Source organism: Legionella fallonii LLAP-10 (assembly GCF_000953135.1).
Classification (GTDB): domain Bacteria; phylum Pseudomonadota; class Gammaproteobacteria; order Legionellales; family Legionellaceae; genus Legionella; species Legionella fallonii.
On sequence record NZ_LN614827.1, the window covers coordinates 238,711 to 256,398 of the forward strand.

The following is a 17,688-nucleotide window of genomic DNA, read 5'->3' on the forward strand; positions in this document are numbered from 1 at the left end:
ACAGTTATTAGGGTAGCCCCTGTTTTATTATATCCTGCCAAGCCTCAACAATCATAACCATAGCCAACGTATCCAGTTCACAATATTTTAGAAGAGCTTTTTTAAGCTCTTCTCGCTCAAAATCACTCATATGAGTAAATTGTAATTTGGCATATGCGATGGTTGCGGCCCCGCCTTCTTTTAAATATTCATCGTCAAACAGTAGTTCAATTTCTTCATCGGGTACTTCTTTGTTGATTGGTTCTAAAAGCAAATAGGGGTCTTTAATTATTCCGTTTTCATAAATGAGCCATTGCTGATTAGTGAAGTTTTTGCCGCTATAAATTGGTTGACTGTATTTTTGTTGTAGATATTTGGATTGGTTTAAAACAGCAGGCAACACTTTTTTAATTGAATTTGAACCCTTAGTTAGCGGATCATAATAATATCGTTTCACCAATTCACATAAATCTACCATGCAACGATCACCTATCCATTTTTCTTTGCTGTCAGACGGTGACCTGGTAATTGATTTAATAAATGTAGCTAAGTCATCCAAATTAGAGGGTGACTCTGGTAATTCGAATAATTGTTTTAATATCATGTTTAAGTATGTATTCTCATGACTGCTGTAACGAAAAATGGTGCCTGAATCTTTTTCAAGTTCCGATTTTAATGCTCGAATAAAATCAAGTGATGGGTCAATACCAGGAACAGTATTCAAATATTCGCCAACGTGAGACACGCGCCCCTGTTCATCCATCATGTGATGGGAAAATTGAAAGGCGATACCTTGATAGGGATGCGCTCCTTTTTTAAATGGAATCGGTAGCATAGCAGTTTCAAAATCGATAAAATGTAATGGATATATCCAAGATTGCATTTCAGCGCACAAATTCTGCTCATCAATCCATACGGTGTTGTCATTGTTTTTCACTTTCTCAATCTGTAGCCATTGGCGTTGACTCATGGATAAGCCAGGCTGGCCATCATCTTTTATAGATAAATCATCTTCATTGAAATCCCGCAGTTTAATTAAACCTCTTTGCAAGCATTTGGGCTTGTCACGAAAGTTCCATAGATCTAAAATTGTGAGATCAAGAAAATCATTGTCGTTATAACCAAGAGCTTCAGTCCAACACTCCTTAAACCCAGATAACATGTTTGATTCATTATGTGTGAGGGTTTTGAATTGACAAGTTGCACATTCCTTTTTAGGGATCGGGGGTGGTTTTAATCCGCTAAAATATTGTTGGCTAAGCTCATGAAATCTGTCAGTGAAAGATCTTCCTGTTGCATCACACTCAGCCCAAATTTTATCAGTCAAATGATCAACATTAATTTCTCTGAGCAAGCGAACTGATAAATCATCAGGTGTTAGTGGATCCAGAATTTTTACACTTGGTTTGCTTGATTGATTTTTTGTCAGCAAAAACTTGCGGTTCAATCCGTTAGTAGGGCAAATACTGTCCTTATCAACGAGCATCAAATAGCTTGAGATACTGCAATTGGGATAGGCATGCTGAAGCACCCATTTTTGGAATGCGACGTCCGCAATATAAGGTTTCCATTCAGCATTAATGGTTCCGTCTCTTTTAACAATTTTTTTGAGATCTTCGTTACTGATAGATTTTGCTTTGATTTCAATTAATTTTAAATGATTCTGGTATTTGATGAGAATATCTGTGCGGACTAAATATCCTTGATACTGAATTTCTGCTTCAAAAAGCGTAATAGCCTCATTTCCTAGTAAGCGTTTTGTTGCCTCAAGGTTTGATTGGTTTTTTTCTGTAGTTACGAATATGCCTTCTGAAAAATAGCATCGTGCTAAAGCTTCTACTTGATAACCACCTTCAGCTAATGCTTTTAAAAAGGAGTCCTCCACCAATTGATTGGCATATTGTGGTTTATCAACGTAATAGAGTTTTGTTGGGCATTCACATGCTAGTCTGAATTTTGATTTCGTTAACTTTGAAACCCTCATGGTTTCCCTTTAATGCACTATCAAGTCTTCATGTTGTAAAGTATAGCTAATAGGGAGGGAATTGCTTCTAAAGCTATGTCACTACGTGATGTTAGGGGCTAATGCCAGAATCGCTACGCTTGCTATATTATGAAATTCCTGTTTTATTGAGACTATCAATAATAGCAAGTTTGATTGACTCTGAGTAATCTTCTTCATAAATCAATGATTGGATTATCTTCATTAATAATTCTTTTGAAATAACATTATCGGCTACCCAAACAGCTATATTTTCCATTTCTCTCACAAAACGTGAAACGGCATAATCATAACCATTTAATTCTAAAAAATAGGCTCCAAGAGCAATGCTAGAACGTTTATTGCCATCATTGAATGCATGATGTTTATTAATAGAAAATACCAGATGTGTTAATTTATGCATTATTTCAGGATAATAATCATCATTTTGTATATGTGATAAAGGGCCTTCCAATTCATTTAAATTTTTAACACCAGGTAATCCCCCTGAATTTTCAATAATCCAAGCCTGTACTTCAACAGCATGTTGAATATCAAAATAAAAGAAGGGTAGTTTAGCTTTTTGATTCATTATTAACGATCCTTTAATCGTTTGAAAACAGCAAGTGTTTCTGGATCATTTAATCTTTCTTCAAGTGTTTTACTTGTCTCACCTAAAAATCTTTCAAAATCAACCTCTGGAACAGATTGAATATAAGTTTGTAATTTGTCATGCAATGCATCGCGAAAACATAAATCCCGACTTGCCATTTTTGTGCGTGCATCATCAATCATTGGTTTTAGATAAGGATTAAGAGCTGCCTGTGTTATTAAACTATCTAGTTCTGCAGGTTCAAGCATACGTTGATGATCTTCATAGAATTTTTTCATCTCAGCAGCAAGGCCACTTTCAAAGCTGGCAATAGCACGTAATACCTCAGCATAAAATGTGTCGCGTAAATTATCTTTTTCCGCTAGCTTTAGAATTTTTTTATACTCATTGGCATTTTCATGAAAAATAGCTTGGTATACTTTATTGGTATAAACAGCATACTTAAAATCACCCATTGATAAATAATTGTGCAAAGCATTCGTAAATTCTTGCCGGTAGCTAAATTCTTGATAAGTAGCAGGAAGGTAATCTTGATCCCGTTGGTTAATAAACCGGGTATGGCCTCCGGCACGCTCAGCCATAACATCAATTACGATATCTAAAATACGTGAGCGAATAATTTGGGCTTTCTCGCTTTCTGTGAGCAACATACTTAAATTAAGAACTGCACGAAAAGTAAAGATGCCCAATATTGTCGTTTTGGTACCGTCATTTGTGGCGGCACCAGAAGCTATTTCATTGAAATCTTTTAAGTTTTTCCCCCGAAGTAACAGGTAACCATTATTTTTTAACTCATCTGCATTAGCTGAAAGATAACGTTCCAACGTTCTCTCAGAAATCTCAAATAAATCTAATACTTGCCGCTTAGTGAATACGGTTTCACCTTGGTACTTAACGCCTCCAAGTGCCAAATGAATCTCTGCTTGATCTAATGCATAACGATTATTTAAGATATTTTGACGCGCATGTGGCGATTTTGTTAAATCTTTATCCATCGCAAAGTTCCTTAAATAATTAATTAATAATAGCACTACAAAAAAACAAGATGCGAATTTCACCTAACTTGTTGCAGCAATTCTAACATGGTGGTTCGCTTGCTTTACATTGTTATTATTCAATTTGAGTAAATTATTGGTTTCATCAAGCAGAAATTGATAATTAGCTATTTGATAAATAGGTTATTTATGATGTAATCACGCCCTTAAAAGGGAATAAAATGGATGTAAGAATGAAAAAAAATCTTTTTGCAATTGGCTTTTGGAGTTTAATGCCAATAATTTCTTTTGCTTATATACCTTCTGATATCGATAAACTAAATAAATCAGATAATTGCCAAAAGTGTGATATTACGGAATATATTGTCGATAATTATCAAAAACAGACTTTTCTAGCCGAAAAGTTAAACCATTCATATTGGACAGCAGCCTATCTGAGAAAAGTTGATTTTAGAAAGAAAAGTCTTGTTCATTCAAATTTTGTAGTTTCAAGAATGTTTGAAACTATTTTTGATGAGGCTGATTTATCTGATAGCAACTTTTCTAATAGTGAATGTGAACAGTGCTCACTCAAAAATACGAAACTCAAAAACAGTAATTTTTATAAAGTTAATTTTGAATATGCTCAATTTACTAATGCAGACTTATCAGGCGCAAGTTTAGAGAAAGGAGTTTTTTTTCATGCTCAATTTATGAATGTTAATTTTTTAGGTGCAAATTTAAGCAGAGCTGATTTATCGAGAGCAAATTTATATGGATCAAATATTACTCAGAAACAATTAGATTCATTGATCTCTTATCGATGTGCAACATTGCCTGATGGCTCAGTTTATGATGAAAACGGAGAAATTGATTGTGATCAATAAAAAAAATATTAATTCTGCAATAATATTTTGTCTTTTGCTGAGTACGTCTGTAAATGCCAAAATCTCATACTCTGATAATGATCTTGATCAATACAATCAATATCACTCATGTCAGAAATGTGATCTTTCGGGTGCTTATCTTGAGGGACAAGAGAAATCTATCCTAGATGGTTCTAATTTAATTTCTGCAATATTAAATGGGGAGTTTATCGGTTCAAGTTTTGTTGGCAGTATCCTTACTCAAGTAAATGCTTCTAGTTTAAAAGCTATGGTTTCTAACTTCAGCGAGACGAGATGCAATTATGCAAAATTTTATCAAGCGAGTTTTAGTGGTGCAAATTTTCAAAATGCTGATTTAAGTAAGGTGAATTTTAAAGCAGCCAATCTTTCTTCTGCTGATTTTACTAATGCTTCTCTAAAAGGAGCTAATCTTGATTTTAGTATTTTAATTGGGGCAAAGTTAACTCAAGAGCAATTGAAATCTGCTAAAAGTTATTATTGTGCCATTCTTCCAGATGGGACTTTAGCACCTCCAGAGTATCAATCTCACAATTGTATTCATAGATGGTGATTCTATGGGGCAGCTTGGATTTATAAATTAAGCTAGTAGAGCAGTGGGGGCGGTCAATTCCATGGAGCTAAATTCAAAAACGTATCTTTGATTTATAAAAAAGAAAACCCACTCGTACATTTTTCAATGAAGAGGAGCGAGCCGTATTATTTGTAGTGTAGCACTATAGATATTAAAATGAATCTATTTTAATGTGAGTTGCTTATCATTTTGCTGATATCGGCAAAACGATACCACTGTTGAGACAATTAAATGCCGCGAATCACGAATAGTAAAGTGCGCGGAGCACGGTTCGATTCCAGCATCAGTGCAGTATTTTTAGGGGCCTAATTGGGGGCTTTTTTGAAAGCCACATTGAAAATATAATTTATAATCAATTGCTTATGTTCTAAATGTGATTGACGCCGCCCCACCAAGTTATTGATTTATAACGAATTTTTAATTAATTTGTTCCCGCTGATTTTTACCTCCTTTTTATAGATTATAATTCATAACTCATTGTTTATAATAAATAATTTAAGATTATCAATTTATCTAATACCCTGTTTCATAGTAATTTTTTGTCTCCAAAATATCCCAAAAAAGCCCCAATTTTAAAGACAGCGATGTAGGTTGGGTTAGCTGTAACCCAACCTTGCTGAAGAAATTATAATAACACTGAAAAAAATAACTTCTGACTTGCTGGTTCGAGCTAATGAGAGTTCGAAAAAATCTCAGAAATTTGTTTTATTTTTATTCATAGGATCTGCGACTATATTTCTTGGATCCTGTATGTTTATTACACATGCTTTTGCAACAGGCTGAAAGAAGCGGGATTTTGTTTTGTAAATTGAGTTATAATCGTCTCAATTACATTGAGCTCATATTAAACAGACTATTAAGGGAAAATTGTGATTTTTGAAATTAATACTCTTGATGATATTGATTTATTGAGAGAATCTGAAGAGCTGGAATGCAAAAAAGCAGCAGGGTCTGATGGAAATGGTCAACTGCCAAATGATTTTTGAGAAACTTATTCTGCTATGGCAAATACATCTGGAGGATATGTTTTACTGGGCATAGAACAGAAAAAAGATACATTCACATTACATGGTTTGAAAAACATACATAAGGTTCATAAGCAATTAGTTGATACAGCCAATAATAAGAACAAGGTTAGTGTAAGTCTATTATCCAATACGCACATAAAAGAGATAATCATTGATGGCAAAAATATTTTACAGATTTATATCCCACGAGCATCGCGCCAACAAAAGCCTGTTTATTTAAACGGAAATCCATTAGGAGGAAATACTTATCAGCGCTTACATGAAGCGGATCAAAAAATTAGCGATGATGCCGTAAAAAGAATGTTGGCTGAACAAGTTGAGGATAGCAGAGATAATCGAATCTTGAAGGGCTTTGGTTTTAACGAAACTCCTGAGCCTACGTTAAGGGCTTATCGACAGATTTTCTCTAATCGGACACCAGATAATCCTTGGAATCAGGAACCTGATTTGAACTTTTTAAAACGAATAGGCGCTTGGAGAAAGGATCGCGAAACTCATGAAGAAGGATTGACACTTGTCGGTCTTTTAATGTTTGGCACACATCCGGTTATTCAAGAAGTACTACCTTTTTACATGCTGGATTATCAAGAGCGACCAGAGGCAAAAACTGAAAAAAGATGGATTGATCGTGTTACCTTGGATGGTAGTTGGTCAGGAAATTTATATGATTTCTACAGGAAGGTCTATTTAAAACTAACAAATAATCTTAAAGTGCCATTTACTTTAGATGGCGATCAGCGACGAGATGAAACTTCTGTGCATGTCGCGATCAGAGAAGCTTTGGTAAATGTTCTGGTTCATGCAGATTACACCGAAAGAGCTTCCGTACTTGTAGTGAAGCGCCCAGATTTATTCGGTTTTAGAAATCCGGGCCTTATGCGTATAACCTTAGACGCTGCATTAGAGGGTGGTTATCACGATTGCCGCAATCGATTACTACATCAAATGTTTAGATATGTAGGTATTGGTGATCAAGCGGGGTCAGGGATTCCTAAAATCATGTCTGGCTGGCAAGACAATCATTGGCGATCGCCTGAGTTAGTAGAGCAACGGGAACCTTTTGATCAGACTATACTGCATATGTGAATGATTGATTTATTTCCTGCAGGGATAGTGGAAAAACTGCGTACATTATTTAGTGGTGAGTATGATGAGCTTGAACATGCAGCCCAGGTTGCACTTGCTATAGCGGCTTCTGAAGGAACCGTAACGCATGAAAAGCTGAAAATTCATACTAAATTGCATGCGGCTTATTTAAGTCACATATTACGAGGTTTAGTTAGGAAGCATCTTCTTTACCAAACAGGTACTAGCAGGGGCTCCGTATATCATTTGCCAGGATTTGAAACTCCTAATCCTGAAGATGTTTTTGATGATTCTTTGCTTCCCCAAAATATCGATAGCTCCCGTAATAATGAAGATAGCTCCCGTAATAACGAAGAAAGCTCCCGGAATAGTGATAGCAATAGAGATAAAGATGGATGTCTCATTAGCGGACATATTGAGTTGCCAATTATAGATTCTCTTGAAAATTTATCTGAACATTTGAGAGATGCTTTATTATTGTTGGCTAAGCCAGTAAGAGATAAAAAGCGAGTAGATCCTGAGGCCTTAAATGAAATTATCCTTAATATTTGCACAAATAGGTATATAACAATTTCGGCATTATCAGGCATTTTGAAAAGACAACCCGAGACATTGAGACGGCAGTATCTGTCTGGCCTTGTTAAGTCTAAATTATTAGTAATGGCGTTTCCTAAAACTCCTAACGACCCTCGGCAGGCCTACAGTAAGCTAACTAACTTGTAAACATACTCCAAAAATCTGTGGGGTTATTGCGGGTTTATTTACAGCATGGTAGCAACTGTCTTGAATATTTATATTTAAGACAGTTGCTACCTCGCTGTAATTTTTCCTTTTAGACGAATGCTCATAATTGTATTTTCCTTGAAAATTAATTTGTCTTTTACAACCCTAAACAGAAGCACGACACCTGTAAAGATTAATCTGGACTAAATGGTCCGGAATCAGTATGCTGTAGAAATGGCAAGAATCCGAGAATTTGACCGCACAACAGTATTGCGTAAGGCCATTGAAGTATTTTGGACCCACGGGTTTGATTCAACGAATCTCCCGGAACTTTTAGAAGCGATGGGACTAAGTAAATCGAGCCTCTACGATACCTTTGGCGACAAGAAGAAACTTTTTGAAGAGGCAATTGATCTTTACGTAAAAGAGATCGCCTTTTCAAAGGTTGAAATGCTAGTTAATGCGAGCTCAGTGAAAGCTGGCTTTCAGGCTTTTTTTGCTGAGCAAATTCGCTGTTGTACTGACCGGAAGTTCCCTGGTGGATGCTTTTTGGTTAACACTGCTATCTCCCTTAATAATGTGCCTCCTCCGTTGGCAAAAAAAATACGGAAGTCAGTGGATAAAATGCACGCTCTTTTTCTCTCTCAAATTCAAAAAGGCCAGAAAGCCGGGGAAATACCTCATGTAAAAGACGCTTCGGCTTTGGCCTCCGCAATTATGGGTACATCAATGGGCATGAACGTGATGGCGAGAGTGAATATACAAGATGTTCGAACGTTGGAGCAAATGGTCGAAACAACCATGAATTCTATTTTTAATTAATGTAACAAACACAAACTTCAAGGAGGAGGACATATGAAAAAAAATCTCGCACTCGTCACCGGCACTACGTCTGGTTTAGGATATTCGGCTGCTAAGCAACTTGTCCAAGATGGTTGGAATCACGTTATCGTCACTGGGCGCAGCCAGCCTGGGGTGGAAGAAGCCGTTAATAGATTGAAGGCAGAGACCGGAACGCAAAATTTTACTGGTATTGCCCTAGACCTTAATTCCTCTGCCAGCGTGAAGATGGTTCTCGCCGCGCTAGTAAAGCGAGGCGCACCTATAGATTTTCTTCTTCTTAACGCTGGTTTGATGCCGGGTAAAGAACGTGTCGTGACCAGTGAGAATATTGAGTCTTCGCAAGCGCCGCTGATCGGCCATCACCAGTTAACGATGGGACTTTTAAAAGCAGGACTTCTTGCGGCGGACGCTCGTATCGTTATTGCCGGTGCGGAACCTGCACGAGGTGATGTGCCAATGTTTCATTTTACCGACTTGGCTGCATTTGCCGCGAAAGAGTACAAAGGCGACCGAGTTTCAGCCATAGAAGCGATTTTGCGCAGCTCCCCTAATGTAAAATACAATCCTAACACGGCTTACACTGACGCTAAAGTATTTATCGCGTGGTGGGTCGCGGCTCTTGCGCGAAAGATTCCTGCAAACATGGCCGTATACGCAGTTGCACCTGGCGCCGCTCCAGATACCCAGGCGATTCGTCATCTAGGTTTTGTAATGAAGCACGTGATGATGCCGATCGTGAAACTTATTCCTGGAATGTCACATTCAGTTGATGAAGGGGCCAAAAGATATCTCGCAGCCTCGAAGTTTGGCGTCGATGTTTCTGGCAAGTTTTTTTGCTCGCCTCCAAAAAAGATGACGGGTCCCATTGAGATCATGTGCCATGAACACCTCCATGACCAAGTAAATCAGGACGCCCTTTGGCAGGCGGTTGTAAAGGTATCTGGCGTTGACATCTGAGTTTTTCAGAAAGTCCCCACAGAATTTAAAATGAAGCCTGCGAGTCAAGATGAAATCACTCTGTATTGCCTAATGGGAGAGGCTTTATGTATGGTACAACATTTAAAAGATGCGATCAGCCATTCAATAACATTGACAAGGGATGTTAAAAAACTTCGTAGTATACCTTTCGAAATGGCTAATAAGCATTTAGATAAATATCACTCTTATACTCTTGGTCAAGCTATCAACCTTGCTAAAAAAGAGGGTATATATCCTGAGTCACTGCAGCAAACTTTAGACAATTTTTTATTGGAACGAAATTGGTTGGTGCATAAGTGCATGCTTTAAAACAGGGATGATATGTATTCTGAAACAAGCAAACATAGCAAGCGTAGCCCGTATTAGCGCAGCGTAATACAGGGATCATTCTTGCGTCAACAGCTTTAGTTAATTTCTATAATCATTAGACCAGCCTATTCAAGTCTCTTGGTTGTATCAAACGGGATTGATACATTTGGATGATGTGATGAGAAAAGATTCCCGTATTACGCTGCGCTAATACGGGCTACGCTTGCTAATTGTTATCCTGGCTATGACAGAATCGGATGTCCTTTTACTCGCATGTCCGCTCTAGGTGTTTTTAATAGTACAACTTCGACAGCAATATTAATGTATTCGCACGGAATAGAAATCACTGATGCGGCACATCCAATTTACTCAAGAAGCTACAGTAAGTTAGGAAATGATAACGCATTGAACGGCTGTGGAGATGACAAAAAATGTACAATAGATATTGTTGCATTAACTAATGAAGGAGAAAGCATAGATATCGGCAATATTATCGTGGCCATGGACAATAAAATGCAAATATTTCAAATTAATTCATTACCTGACTCAAAGTATAAAATTACCAAACAAGATGGTATTAATTCAATTGAGATTACCCAGAATACTTCAGGAAACTGACGTTAGGGGTATCTTTTCGGGTATTCATAAATGAGAATATTGAACCAGGGGTCAGTGCCATTGCTTTATAGTGCATTTAATGACCTCTAAATTTAAGTATTTAATGATAAAAAATAACTAGTCAGAAAGCTTGTGTATTACTCCAACACATTTATAATCCCTAATTAATTTTCACCAGTCACCACCATTACTAATCATCAGAAATATCATCAGTATCAATAAATTCATCGCTGAAACAGCAGCTCTAAGTAAAGAGCTTCCAGAAACTTAACATATAAGAGCAGCGCACAAATGGAGTCGCTTGTATGGACAGAGCACAAAATGATGACATTGGAATATTAAAATCAATTTGGAAAAAAAATGAGGCGGGCGTTTGGATGGTGCACGACATTCAAGGCATTGATCTAAAACCACAAGAAGGTTTTAAGAAAGATTATTTCAAAATTAAGAATGAGGGGAACATGATGACCCCAAAGCCAGGGCCTATTATGGAAGATTTCTTTGCTACGTTTGGCACCACAGAGTTTCTAGTTCGACAAAGCATTGTACCTGTGATTGCTTGGAACGATGGTGATGAAGAAGTGCAATGCATTGGTACAGGCTTTTTCATCAGCGCATCTGGTATATTAATGACAGCCGGTCACGTTCTTCGCGACCCTGTTGATGAAAAATATACTAAGATGACCCAAGTCGGTGAGAAGACATTTACGTTCGACGAGTCGTTACGTTATGGTGTTTTGATTCCTGCAAACCCAGCTATGAAAAATGCTCCTAACTCTCCCTTCAAAATTGATGCAGCAATACGATCTGCACAATGGTTCATGTATCCGTTTGAGTGGGCGCTACACTGGGGAAAAGAAATCGAGAGCCCACTTTTACATGAAAGACCAAAATTTGAGCTTAACTTCGATATTGCAATTTGCAAAGTAAAAGAAAACATTGGTCGTCCATATCAGCCTTTGAATATAGGCTTGCATAATCTCAAGGTGGGTGATCGTGCAGTTGCAATCGGTTATGCCGAAATGAGAAATATTCAATTTGGTGAAGATTATCAGCCAGAATTGATTGTTTCCGTTGGGTCTGTGACAAATATACATACCGACAACATAACTGAAAAGCATAATTCAACGCCAGGGCCGAATTTCGAATTTGATGCAAAAATTCCAGGAAAAATGAGCGGCAGCCCAATTTTAGTTGGCGGAGGCATCCTCACGAAGGGAGTGGTAAGCCGCAGTTGGCAGGATGATAATTACGCTAGCGGATGCTTGATCTCACCAATGATGAATGTGCCATTGCACAATAAAAAAAGTCTGCACGATATGATGAGGGCAGGCGAAGAAGGAATTGTTCAAATTCATGGTGCTGCTCTTTAGCAAAAGGAACACGAGATTCTTTCTTAATACAGAATCTGAAAATTCTGGCTAAATTGTTGCTTAAGACAGAGCAATCTAAACTAAGTTCCTTAATTTGAGAGGGAACTTCTTACATTTAATATGTCCTAAATTGACGCTAAATTCCTGTGGGTTATAATTCAAATAAGTCCCAAATAGGCGAATCATAATGGCTGTAAAATATAAAGACAGCATAGAATACAAGGCTATTCAACGTATTAAAAAGATGCGTAGCAATGTGGTTTTGCGCCAAGATCTTACGGATCTGGGTTCTTATCGTCAGGTTAGCCGTGTTTTTAAGAAGCTGGTTGATGCAAGTAAGCTAATTAAAATTGGATCGGGCATTTACGCTAAAGCTTATTTTAATGAAATTCTTAACAGACCTATTATTAAAGGAGGGTTTAGTCAAATCTGTACAGAAGTTCTCGATAGAAAAAGAATCAAATGGGAGTATGGCACAGCCATTCAAGAATATAATGCTGGTTTAACCACACAAGTTCCTTGTCGCATAGTCGTAAAATTAAAGACTCGTTACAGAGGAAATATATCTTACAATAAGCAAAAACTTCGTGTTGAGAAAGGTATCAATGCTAGATAATATCAATGTATAGTTGACTAAGAACATTCTTTATTCTAAATTCTAGAATATGGAATAAAGGGTTATGTTTTATGATTAAATCACAAGACATCGTAGTTCTGGCCAAACTATTAGCATATCAAGCAGATAAAAACTGGTCTCAAAATAGTATTGCATTTGAATTGTGTTTGAGCCCTTCTCAAATCAATAGTGCATTCAAACGATTAGTTGTCGTAGGACTGATTACGCCATATCATCCCCCAAAAAAACCACAACCTATTATTCAGGCCTGCGAAGAGTTTTTTCTTCATGGATTAAAATATGTCTTTCCTGCTAAATTAGGCGAGCTAGTACGCGGTATTCCCACTAGCTACGCAGGTCCAAGCTTAAGCGACCAAATTGTTACGGGTAGTGATCCTATTCCTGTATGGCCATATGGAGAGGGACGTGATCGTGGGGTGGCATTAAAGCCTTTATATTCCTCAGTGCCTGAGTCGGTGACAAAATATCCAGATCCGCTATTTTATGATTTATTAACATTAATTGATGCAATTCGCTCTGGCCGCTCTAGAGAAAAACAAATTGCTGCGCAAAAAATAACTGAAATATTAAGACCTAAGAAGCTGGGTGTTGCTGGAGAGGTCTAGAGGTAACTTGAATGTGTTACTTCTTAATTCTGAGCAAGAATACCAACACAATTAATTTTTCTCATTGATTTGGGAAACGTTATCGTTAAAATGACGCTATTAAGTCAACAGAGGCTTTTGTATGACGTATTCACATTTAAACGCTGAAAAAGCATTGATTTGGCGTATAACTCATAAGGATAATATATCCGGCATTTTGGATAATGGTCTATATTGCGCTAATTCGCCTATTCAAATACCTTGTTATACACCTATTGGTAACATTGAATTAATTGGAAAGCGAAAAAACCGGATAGTTTCACTCCATCCAGGGGGTACTTTGAGTGATTACATACCCTTTTATTTTACTCATTTTTCCCCAATGATGTATAACATACACACAGGTCGAGGGGTTAAACAATACCACAATAGTGAGCTGCTCATATTGGTGTCTAGTTTACGCCTAGTTGAAGAAAATAACCTTGAGTTTTTATTTACTGATCGCCATGCTTATTTACAACGGGCGAATTATTATAATAATTTAGATTCATTATCAGAAATTGATTGGTTGTCATTGCAGCAGCGTGATTTTAGGCTAAATCCCGAAGATCCTGAGAAATTTGATCGCTATCAAGCTGAAGCTCTAATATATAATCATTTACCTATTAATAGTTTGAAAGGTATTGTTTGTTATACAGATGAGCTAAAATTACAAATAGAGAATGAAATAGATATGCGGAATTTGTCGTTAACCGTTGTAACAAAACCAAGGTGGTATTTTTAATGATTACCTATAAACAAGGTAACTTGCTTACCGCTAATGCAGAAGCTTTGGTAAATACAGTTAATACCCTGGGTGTTATGGGTAAGGGTATTGCTTTAATGTTTAAAGAAAAATTTCCTGATAACATGAAGAGCTATAAAGCCGCCTGTCACGCTAACCAAGTTCAAACTGGTAAAATGTTTATAACACAATGTGAGACAGCCCAACCGCGTTGGATTATCAATTTCCCTACAAAACAACATTGGCGCAATCCTTCAAAAATGGAATGGATAGTCAGTGGATTAAAAGATTTACGAGAGTTTATTGTCACCAATGATATTAAATCTATTGCTATTCCTCCATTAGGCGCAGGAAATGGTGGGTTGTTATGGCAAGCAGTACGTAAACAAATTGAGGCAATTCTGGGTGATTTAGAAGATGTAGACATTCAGTTGTATGAACCTACGGCTGAATATCAAAATGTGTCTAAACAAACAAGGTTAATTAAACTTACACCTGCGCGAGCATTGATTATTGAGTTGGTACGGCGTTATTGGATTTTGGGAGTAGAATGTAGCTTATTAGAAATACAGAAATTAGCTTGGTTTTTAGAGCGATCTATTAAATTATTTTCTCCTGAGCTATCACTGAAATTTAAATTTAAGCCCCATTATTACGGCCCTTATGCAGATAACTTGCGTTATTTATTAGGAGCCTTGGATGGTAATTATCTATGCTCCGAAAAACGAATTAATGATGCAGCACCATTAGATGTTATCTGGCTGAATGATAGCTATAAAGAACCATTACAAGCTTATCTTGAAAGTAAAGAGATGGAACCTTATGCAAAAGCTCTTGAATTTACTTCGAAGCTAATTGACGGTTTTGAATCTCCTTTTGAAATGGAGTTACTTGCTACTGTTGATTGGCTGATTGAGGTGGATCATTGTTCGCCAGATGTTGAAAGTCTTCTAACTGGATTGAAGAATTGGAAGCAATCTACAGCTGTTAAAAGAAAAATGCGATTATTTGATGCACATGCTATTTCAATCGCGTTAAAGAGATTAGAAACGATAAAGCCGGATCGCGCATTTTTATCTACCTCCTGCTAGAATTGAGAGAATTATTGCCCCCCAAACTTTCTTATACTGTATATGCTTGGGGGTACATTTGGGGGTATATTTTTATCGACTATAAAAATAATCCTTTAAATACAATACATTGATTAATCAATTAAATAGCCGCCGCCCCAATTAACCATCTAAGATACTCCAATAACATCCATAAACTCTTGTAAATACTAGGCCTGAAGCCTGCCATACGTTCATTATTGTCCGATAAGTATCCCCCCGGGCAATCCCGAGCAATTTAATTTGTTATTTGGTTTAGCGTTCCAAAGGTGCCATTCATTACATTTAAATCGAACTTTTACGGGATTTGTTAGCATGGTATGGCCTTGATCTTTGATGCGGTCGTTTACAATCTCTGTAGATAAATGGGCTTTTTCAGAATAGTTAGAAACAAATAAAGACCTGCCCCCAAGATTTTCAAATTTTAAGTCTGGCTCAAACTGACTTACCTGAGAAATTTCCAGAAGACACAGCCAAGTTAATGATCTATTTATTTTAGTGTTGTGGTGAGCCAATTTTTTTGTAAGTCTACAAATATTAGAAGTTATCTCATAAGCAGAAATCAGCGGTGAGATTAAAAATGAGCTGAACGAGGCATTAATTGCGAAAGGAAGAGACCCGATATGATTGTGGGGAGCCCTCAGAGTCTGCCCTTAGGCTATAATCATTAAAAAATGAGCCTCTCTAGTTTAATAATCTAGCAAGCACTTTTCCATCAAAATGGAAATAAAGTACTCGCTAGAGTAGCCTTATTATCTTGACTAATTAATTACTTGCTATAAGTAACATCAGAGCGTATATCGTTGGTTAGATTAATTTTATCCTTTAATACACCTAAATTAATATTTGAGCATTTAACAACGGGTGTTTGATTATCTTTTCTCCTTGATAAAAGTACATCTCCTACCCCAGCTTCCCGCAGTATTGTGGCGACTTTTTCTGCTTCATCCATTATAGGGATTTCTATCCAGCACTCTAAATTATTTTTTGGATTAATTTTCCAACCATTTACCTTAGTTAATGTAGATAAATCGAGTTTTAGTTGATCTTTTTGTTCACTATTCAACGTTGTTGTTGTGATAAAGCTAGACCTAATTGATGGTAATTGTTTTGAAACTTGATCTAGCTTTAGTTCTTCTTTAACAAGAAAGTTAAGCATTCCTTTAAGAGTAAATATTATTACGTCTTCCTGAGTAGAAAAACCGAGTATTTCAGCTCTCATGAAAAACTGACTCATCACGCTTTGATAATCGTTGATATCAAGTGTAGGATTTTTAGATTGTAATACTTTTAGCTGACGTGCCATATTGCAACGCAAAGTAATAGTTTCTGCAAGTTTTGCATCAGCAAAGGGATTAGTTTGTGTATCCAAAATTCGTCGACGTATATGATTGGCGAGAGGAGCCCTTGTTTCATTAATTTTTTCGATAGCCATTGAATAGGAAGAGGAGCTTATATCTCTTTCTCCTGGATTGCGCATTAAAATACTAGGTAAGCCTATTGATCTTAAAAAAATATTTACTAGACAAGTTGCAGTACGACCATTTGCATTGCCAAAAGGATGGATATCAGTGAACTGATAAAACATTTCAGCAAGAAACTCCGAAACAGCCCGCAAATCCTGCTTATCGCAACTCCTCCATTTAGCAGTAGCTGTCTTTGCAAAATCCTCCATCGCTGTAGGTATATCAGCTGGGTCTTTACAAATTGTTGCAATTTTAGCAACCAATATTTTTTCTTCGTGGCTAAGTAAATTAGTTAAATATGCTACCGCTAATTTTTCCTTTGTAAGTGCTGCTATATCATTACTAGTTAAATATTTTAATTGAGAGGCTCGTGGCTTTATAGAGGGATCTTTTTTTAAGCGCTCTAATAAATTAACAAATTGAAGTACTTCATTTTTTGTGAGGCTAAGTTCTTTCGTTAAAAGCTCTATAAGGAGACTTGTGGGATTTTTGCCTTGTAGGCTTGGATGCTTCATTCCTGTCAAGATGAAAAAAGTCAATCTATCTGTCTCAGTAGAAGGATTCCATCTTATAATTTGCTGCTTAGCAAATTCCCCGGATTTTTCTTCTACTATTTCTAAAAGCGTTTTGCCAATAAAACCATGTAATTGTTTAATGTAATTTATAAAAACCGTTTCATTGAAATCCACATCTTCCATTCTAGAAAAAATTGGTACCAGCATATTTTGAGCAAATAAATATCCTTCTAGCATATCTTCAAATTGACCAGCAGCAGGATATAAATGATCTTCCCACTTTGTGGAGCCAAGGAAAAATTTAGGGGAACCCTCAGGGTCAAAACCATAGACTAATGCTTGATTGAATTGAGTTAATTGCTGGAGCTTATCTTGAAATGTTAAAGTAGAATCTGATTTTGTGTACATATTGTTAAGCCATTTGATAAAATTAAACGCATTCTACTTTTTTATATCCCTATCTGTCAAGAAATAACCCACTCCGGACTTGCAGCTAACCCCATTTGAACAGAGGACGGGGATGCTACATCGGGGCTGGTGGAGCATCCATTATCATTTGAAATTCCTCATAAGGCATTGAATTAAGTTCTTGAGTTGATACAGCTTCTA

General features: G+C 36.8%; 17 protein-coding genes and 1 pseudogene. 14 read left to right on the top strand and 4 right to left on the bottom strand.

Annotated features, from left to right (window positions below; all coding sequences use genetic code 11):
* Nucleotides 1-7 precede the first annotated feature (7 nt).
* The 3 genes from LFA_RS00920 to LFA_RS00930 form a co-directional block, all read right to left on the bottom strand.
* Nucleotides 8-1,963: a DUF2779 domain-containing protein gene (locus LFA_RS00920; protein ID WP_045094526.1), complete on the bottom strand. Its 1,956-nt coding sequence runs from the start codon at nucleotides 1,961-1,963 to the stop codon at nucleotides 8-10.
* A gap of 127 nt (nucleotides 1,964-2,090) precedes the next feature.
* On the bottom strand, nucleotides 2,091-2,552 hold the full coding sequence (locus LFA_RS00925; protein WP_045094527.1) for a type II toxin-antitoxin system death-on-curing family toxin: 462 nt from the start codon (nucleotides 2,550-2,552) through the stop codon (nucleotides 2,091-2,093).
* Nucleotides 2,553-2,554: 2 nt separating this feature from the next.
* Nucleotides 2,555-3,568: a hypothetical protein gene (locus tag LFA_RS00930; RefSeq protein WP_045094528.1), complete on the bottom strand. Its 1,014-nt coding sequence runs from the start codon at nucleotides 3,566-3,568 to the stop codon at nucleotides 2,555-2,557.
* 233 nt (nucleotides 3,569-3,801) lie between these two features.
* On the opposite strand from LFA_RS00930, the gene LFA_RS19280 reads away from it, so the two are divergent.
* The 14 genes and pseudogenes from LFA_RS19280 (at nucleotide 3,802) to darG (ending at nucleotide 15,080) form a co-directional block, all read left to right on the top strand.
* Complete coding sequence (locus LFA_RS19280; protein WP_052673801.1) at nucleotides 3,802-4,434, top strand: pentapeptide repeat-containing protein; 633 nt, start codon at nucleotides 3,802-3,804, stop codon at nucleotides 4,432-4,434.
* Nucleotides 4,424-5,005 (top strand): pentapeptide repeat-containing protein, encoded by a 582-nt coding sequence (locus LFA_RS00940; RefSeq protein WP_172653443.1) that lies wholly within the window; start codon nucleotides 4,424-4,426, stop codon nucleotides 5,003-5,005. Before LFA_RS19280 ends, LFA_RS00940 begins: the two co-directional genes overlap by 11 nt.
* 1,019 nt (nucleotides 5,006-6,024) lie before the next feature.
* Nucleotides 6,025-6,318: pseudogene (locus tag LFA_RS20535) on the top strand (AlbA family DNA-binding domain-containing protein); the annotation flags it as partial.
* A gap of 309 nt (nucleotides 6,319-6,627) precedes the next feature.
* The gene (locus LFA_RS20540) at nucleotides 6,628-7,140 is read left to right on the top strand and encodes an ATP-binding protein (RefSeq protein WP_331709339.1); all 513 of its coding nucleotides are present in this window, start codon (nucleotides 6,628-6,630) and stop codon (nucleotides 7,138-7,140) included.
* Complete coding sequence (locus tag LFA_RS20115) at nucleotides 7,141-7,863, top strand: hypothetical protein (protein WP_197541198.1); 723 nt, start codon at nucleotides 7,141-7,143, stop codon at nucleotides 7,861-7,863.
* Nucleotides 7,864-8,097: 234 nt separating this feature from the next.
* Nucleotides 8,098-8,685, top strand: coding sequence for a TetR/AcrR family transcriptional regulator (locus LFA_RS00950; RefSeq protein WP_172653444.1), 588 nt, complete (start codon nucleotides 8,098-8,100; stop codon nucleotides 8,683-8,685).
* 33 nt (nucleotides 8,686-8,718) lie between these two features.
* Nucleotides 8,719-9,663 (top strand): SDR family NAD(P)-dependent oxidoreductase, encoded by a 945-nt coding sequence (locus tag LFA_RS00955; protein WP_045094530.1) that lies wholly within the window; start codon nucleotides 8,719-8,721, stop codon nucleotides 9,661-9,663.
* Between the two features lie 30 nt (nucleotides 9,664-9,693).
* Nucleotides 9,694-9,993, top strand: coding sequence for a hypothetical protein (locus tag LFA_RS00960; RefSeq protein ID WP_045094531.1), 300 nt, complete (start codon nucleotides 9,694-9,696; stop codon nucleotides 9,991-9,993).
* Between the two features lie 273 nt (nucleotides 9,994-10,266).
* Complete coding sequence (locus LFA_RS00965; protein WP_157010239.1) at nucleotides 10,267-10,611, top strand: hypothetical protein; 345 nt, start codon at nucleotides 10,267-10,269, stop codon at nucleotides 10,609-10,611.
* 305 nt (nucleotides 10,612-10,916) lie between these two features.
* Nucleotides 10,917-11,984, top strand: coding sequence for a S1 family peptidase (locus tag LFA_RS00970; RefSeq protein WP_045094533.1), 1,068 nt, complete (start codon nucleotides 10,917-10,919; stop codon nucleotides 11,982-11,984).
* 187 nt (nucleotides 11,985-12,171) lie between these two features.
* Nucleotides 12,172-12,600 carry a DUF6088 family protein gene (locus LFA_RS00975; RefSeq protein WP_045094534.1) on the top strand — a complete coding sequence of 143 codons (429 nt, stop codon included), beginning with the start codon at nucleotides 12,172-12,174 and terminating at the stop codon, nucleotides 12,598-12,600.
* Nucleotides 12,601-12,671: 71 nt separating this feature from the next.
* Nucleotides 12,672-13,226, top strand: coding sequence for a hypothetical protein (locus tag LFA_RS00980; RefSeq protein WP_045094535.1), 555 nt, complete (start codon nucleotides 12,672-12,674; stop codon nucleotides 13,224-13,226).
* Nucleotides 13,227-13,347: 121 nt separating this feature from the next.
* Nucleotides 13,348-13,989 (top strand): type II toxin-antitoxin system toxin DNA ADP-ribosyl transferase DarT, encoded by a 642-nt coding sequence (darT, locus tag LFA_RS00985; RefSeq protein WP_045094536.1) that lies wholly within the window; start codon nucleotides 13,348-13,350, stop codon nucleotides 13,987-13,989.
* The gene (gene darG / locus LFA_RS00990) at nucleotides 13,989-15,080 is read left to right on the top strand and encodes a type II toxin-antitoxin system antitoxin DNA ADP-ribosyl glycohydrolase DarG (RefSeq protein ID WP_045094537.1); all 1,092 of its coding nucleotides are present in this window, start codon (nucleotides 13,989-13,991) and stop codon (nucleotides 15,078-15,080) included. Before darT ends, darG begins: the two co-directional genes overlap by 1 nt.
* Nucleotides 15,081-15,867: 787 nt before the next feature.
* On the opposite strand, the gene LFA_RS01000 is transcribed toward darG, so the two are convergent.
* Nucleotides 15,868-17,487 carry a Fic family protein gene (locus LFA_RS01000; protein ID WP_045094539.1) on the bottom strand — a complete coding sequence of 540 codons (1,620 nt, stop codon included), beginning with the start codon at nucleotides 17,485-17,487 and terminating at the stop codon, nucleotides 15,868-15,870.
* Between the last annotated feature and the right edge of the window lie 201 nt (nucleotides 17,488-17,688).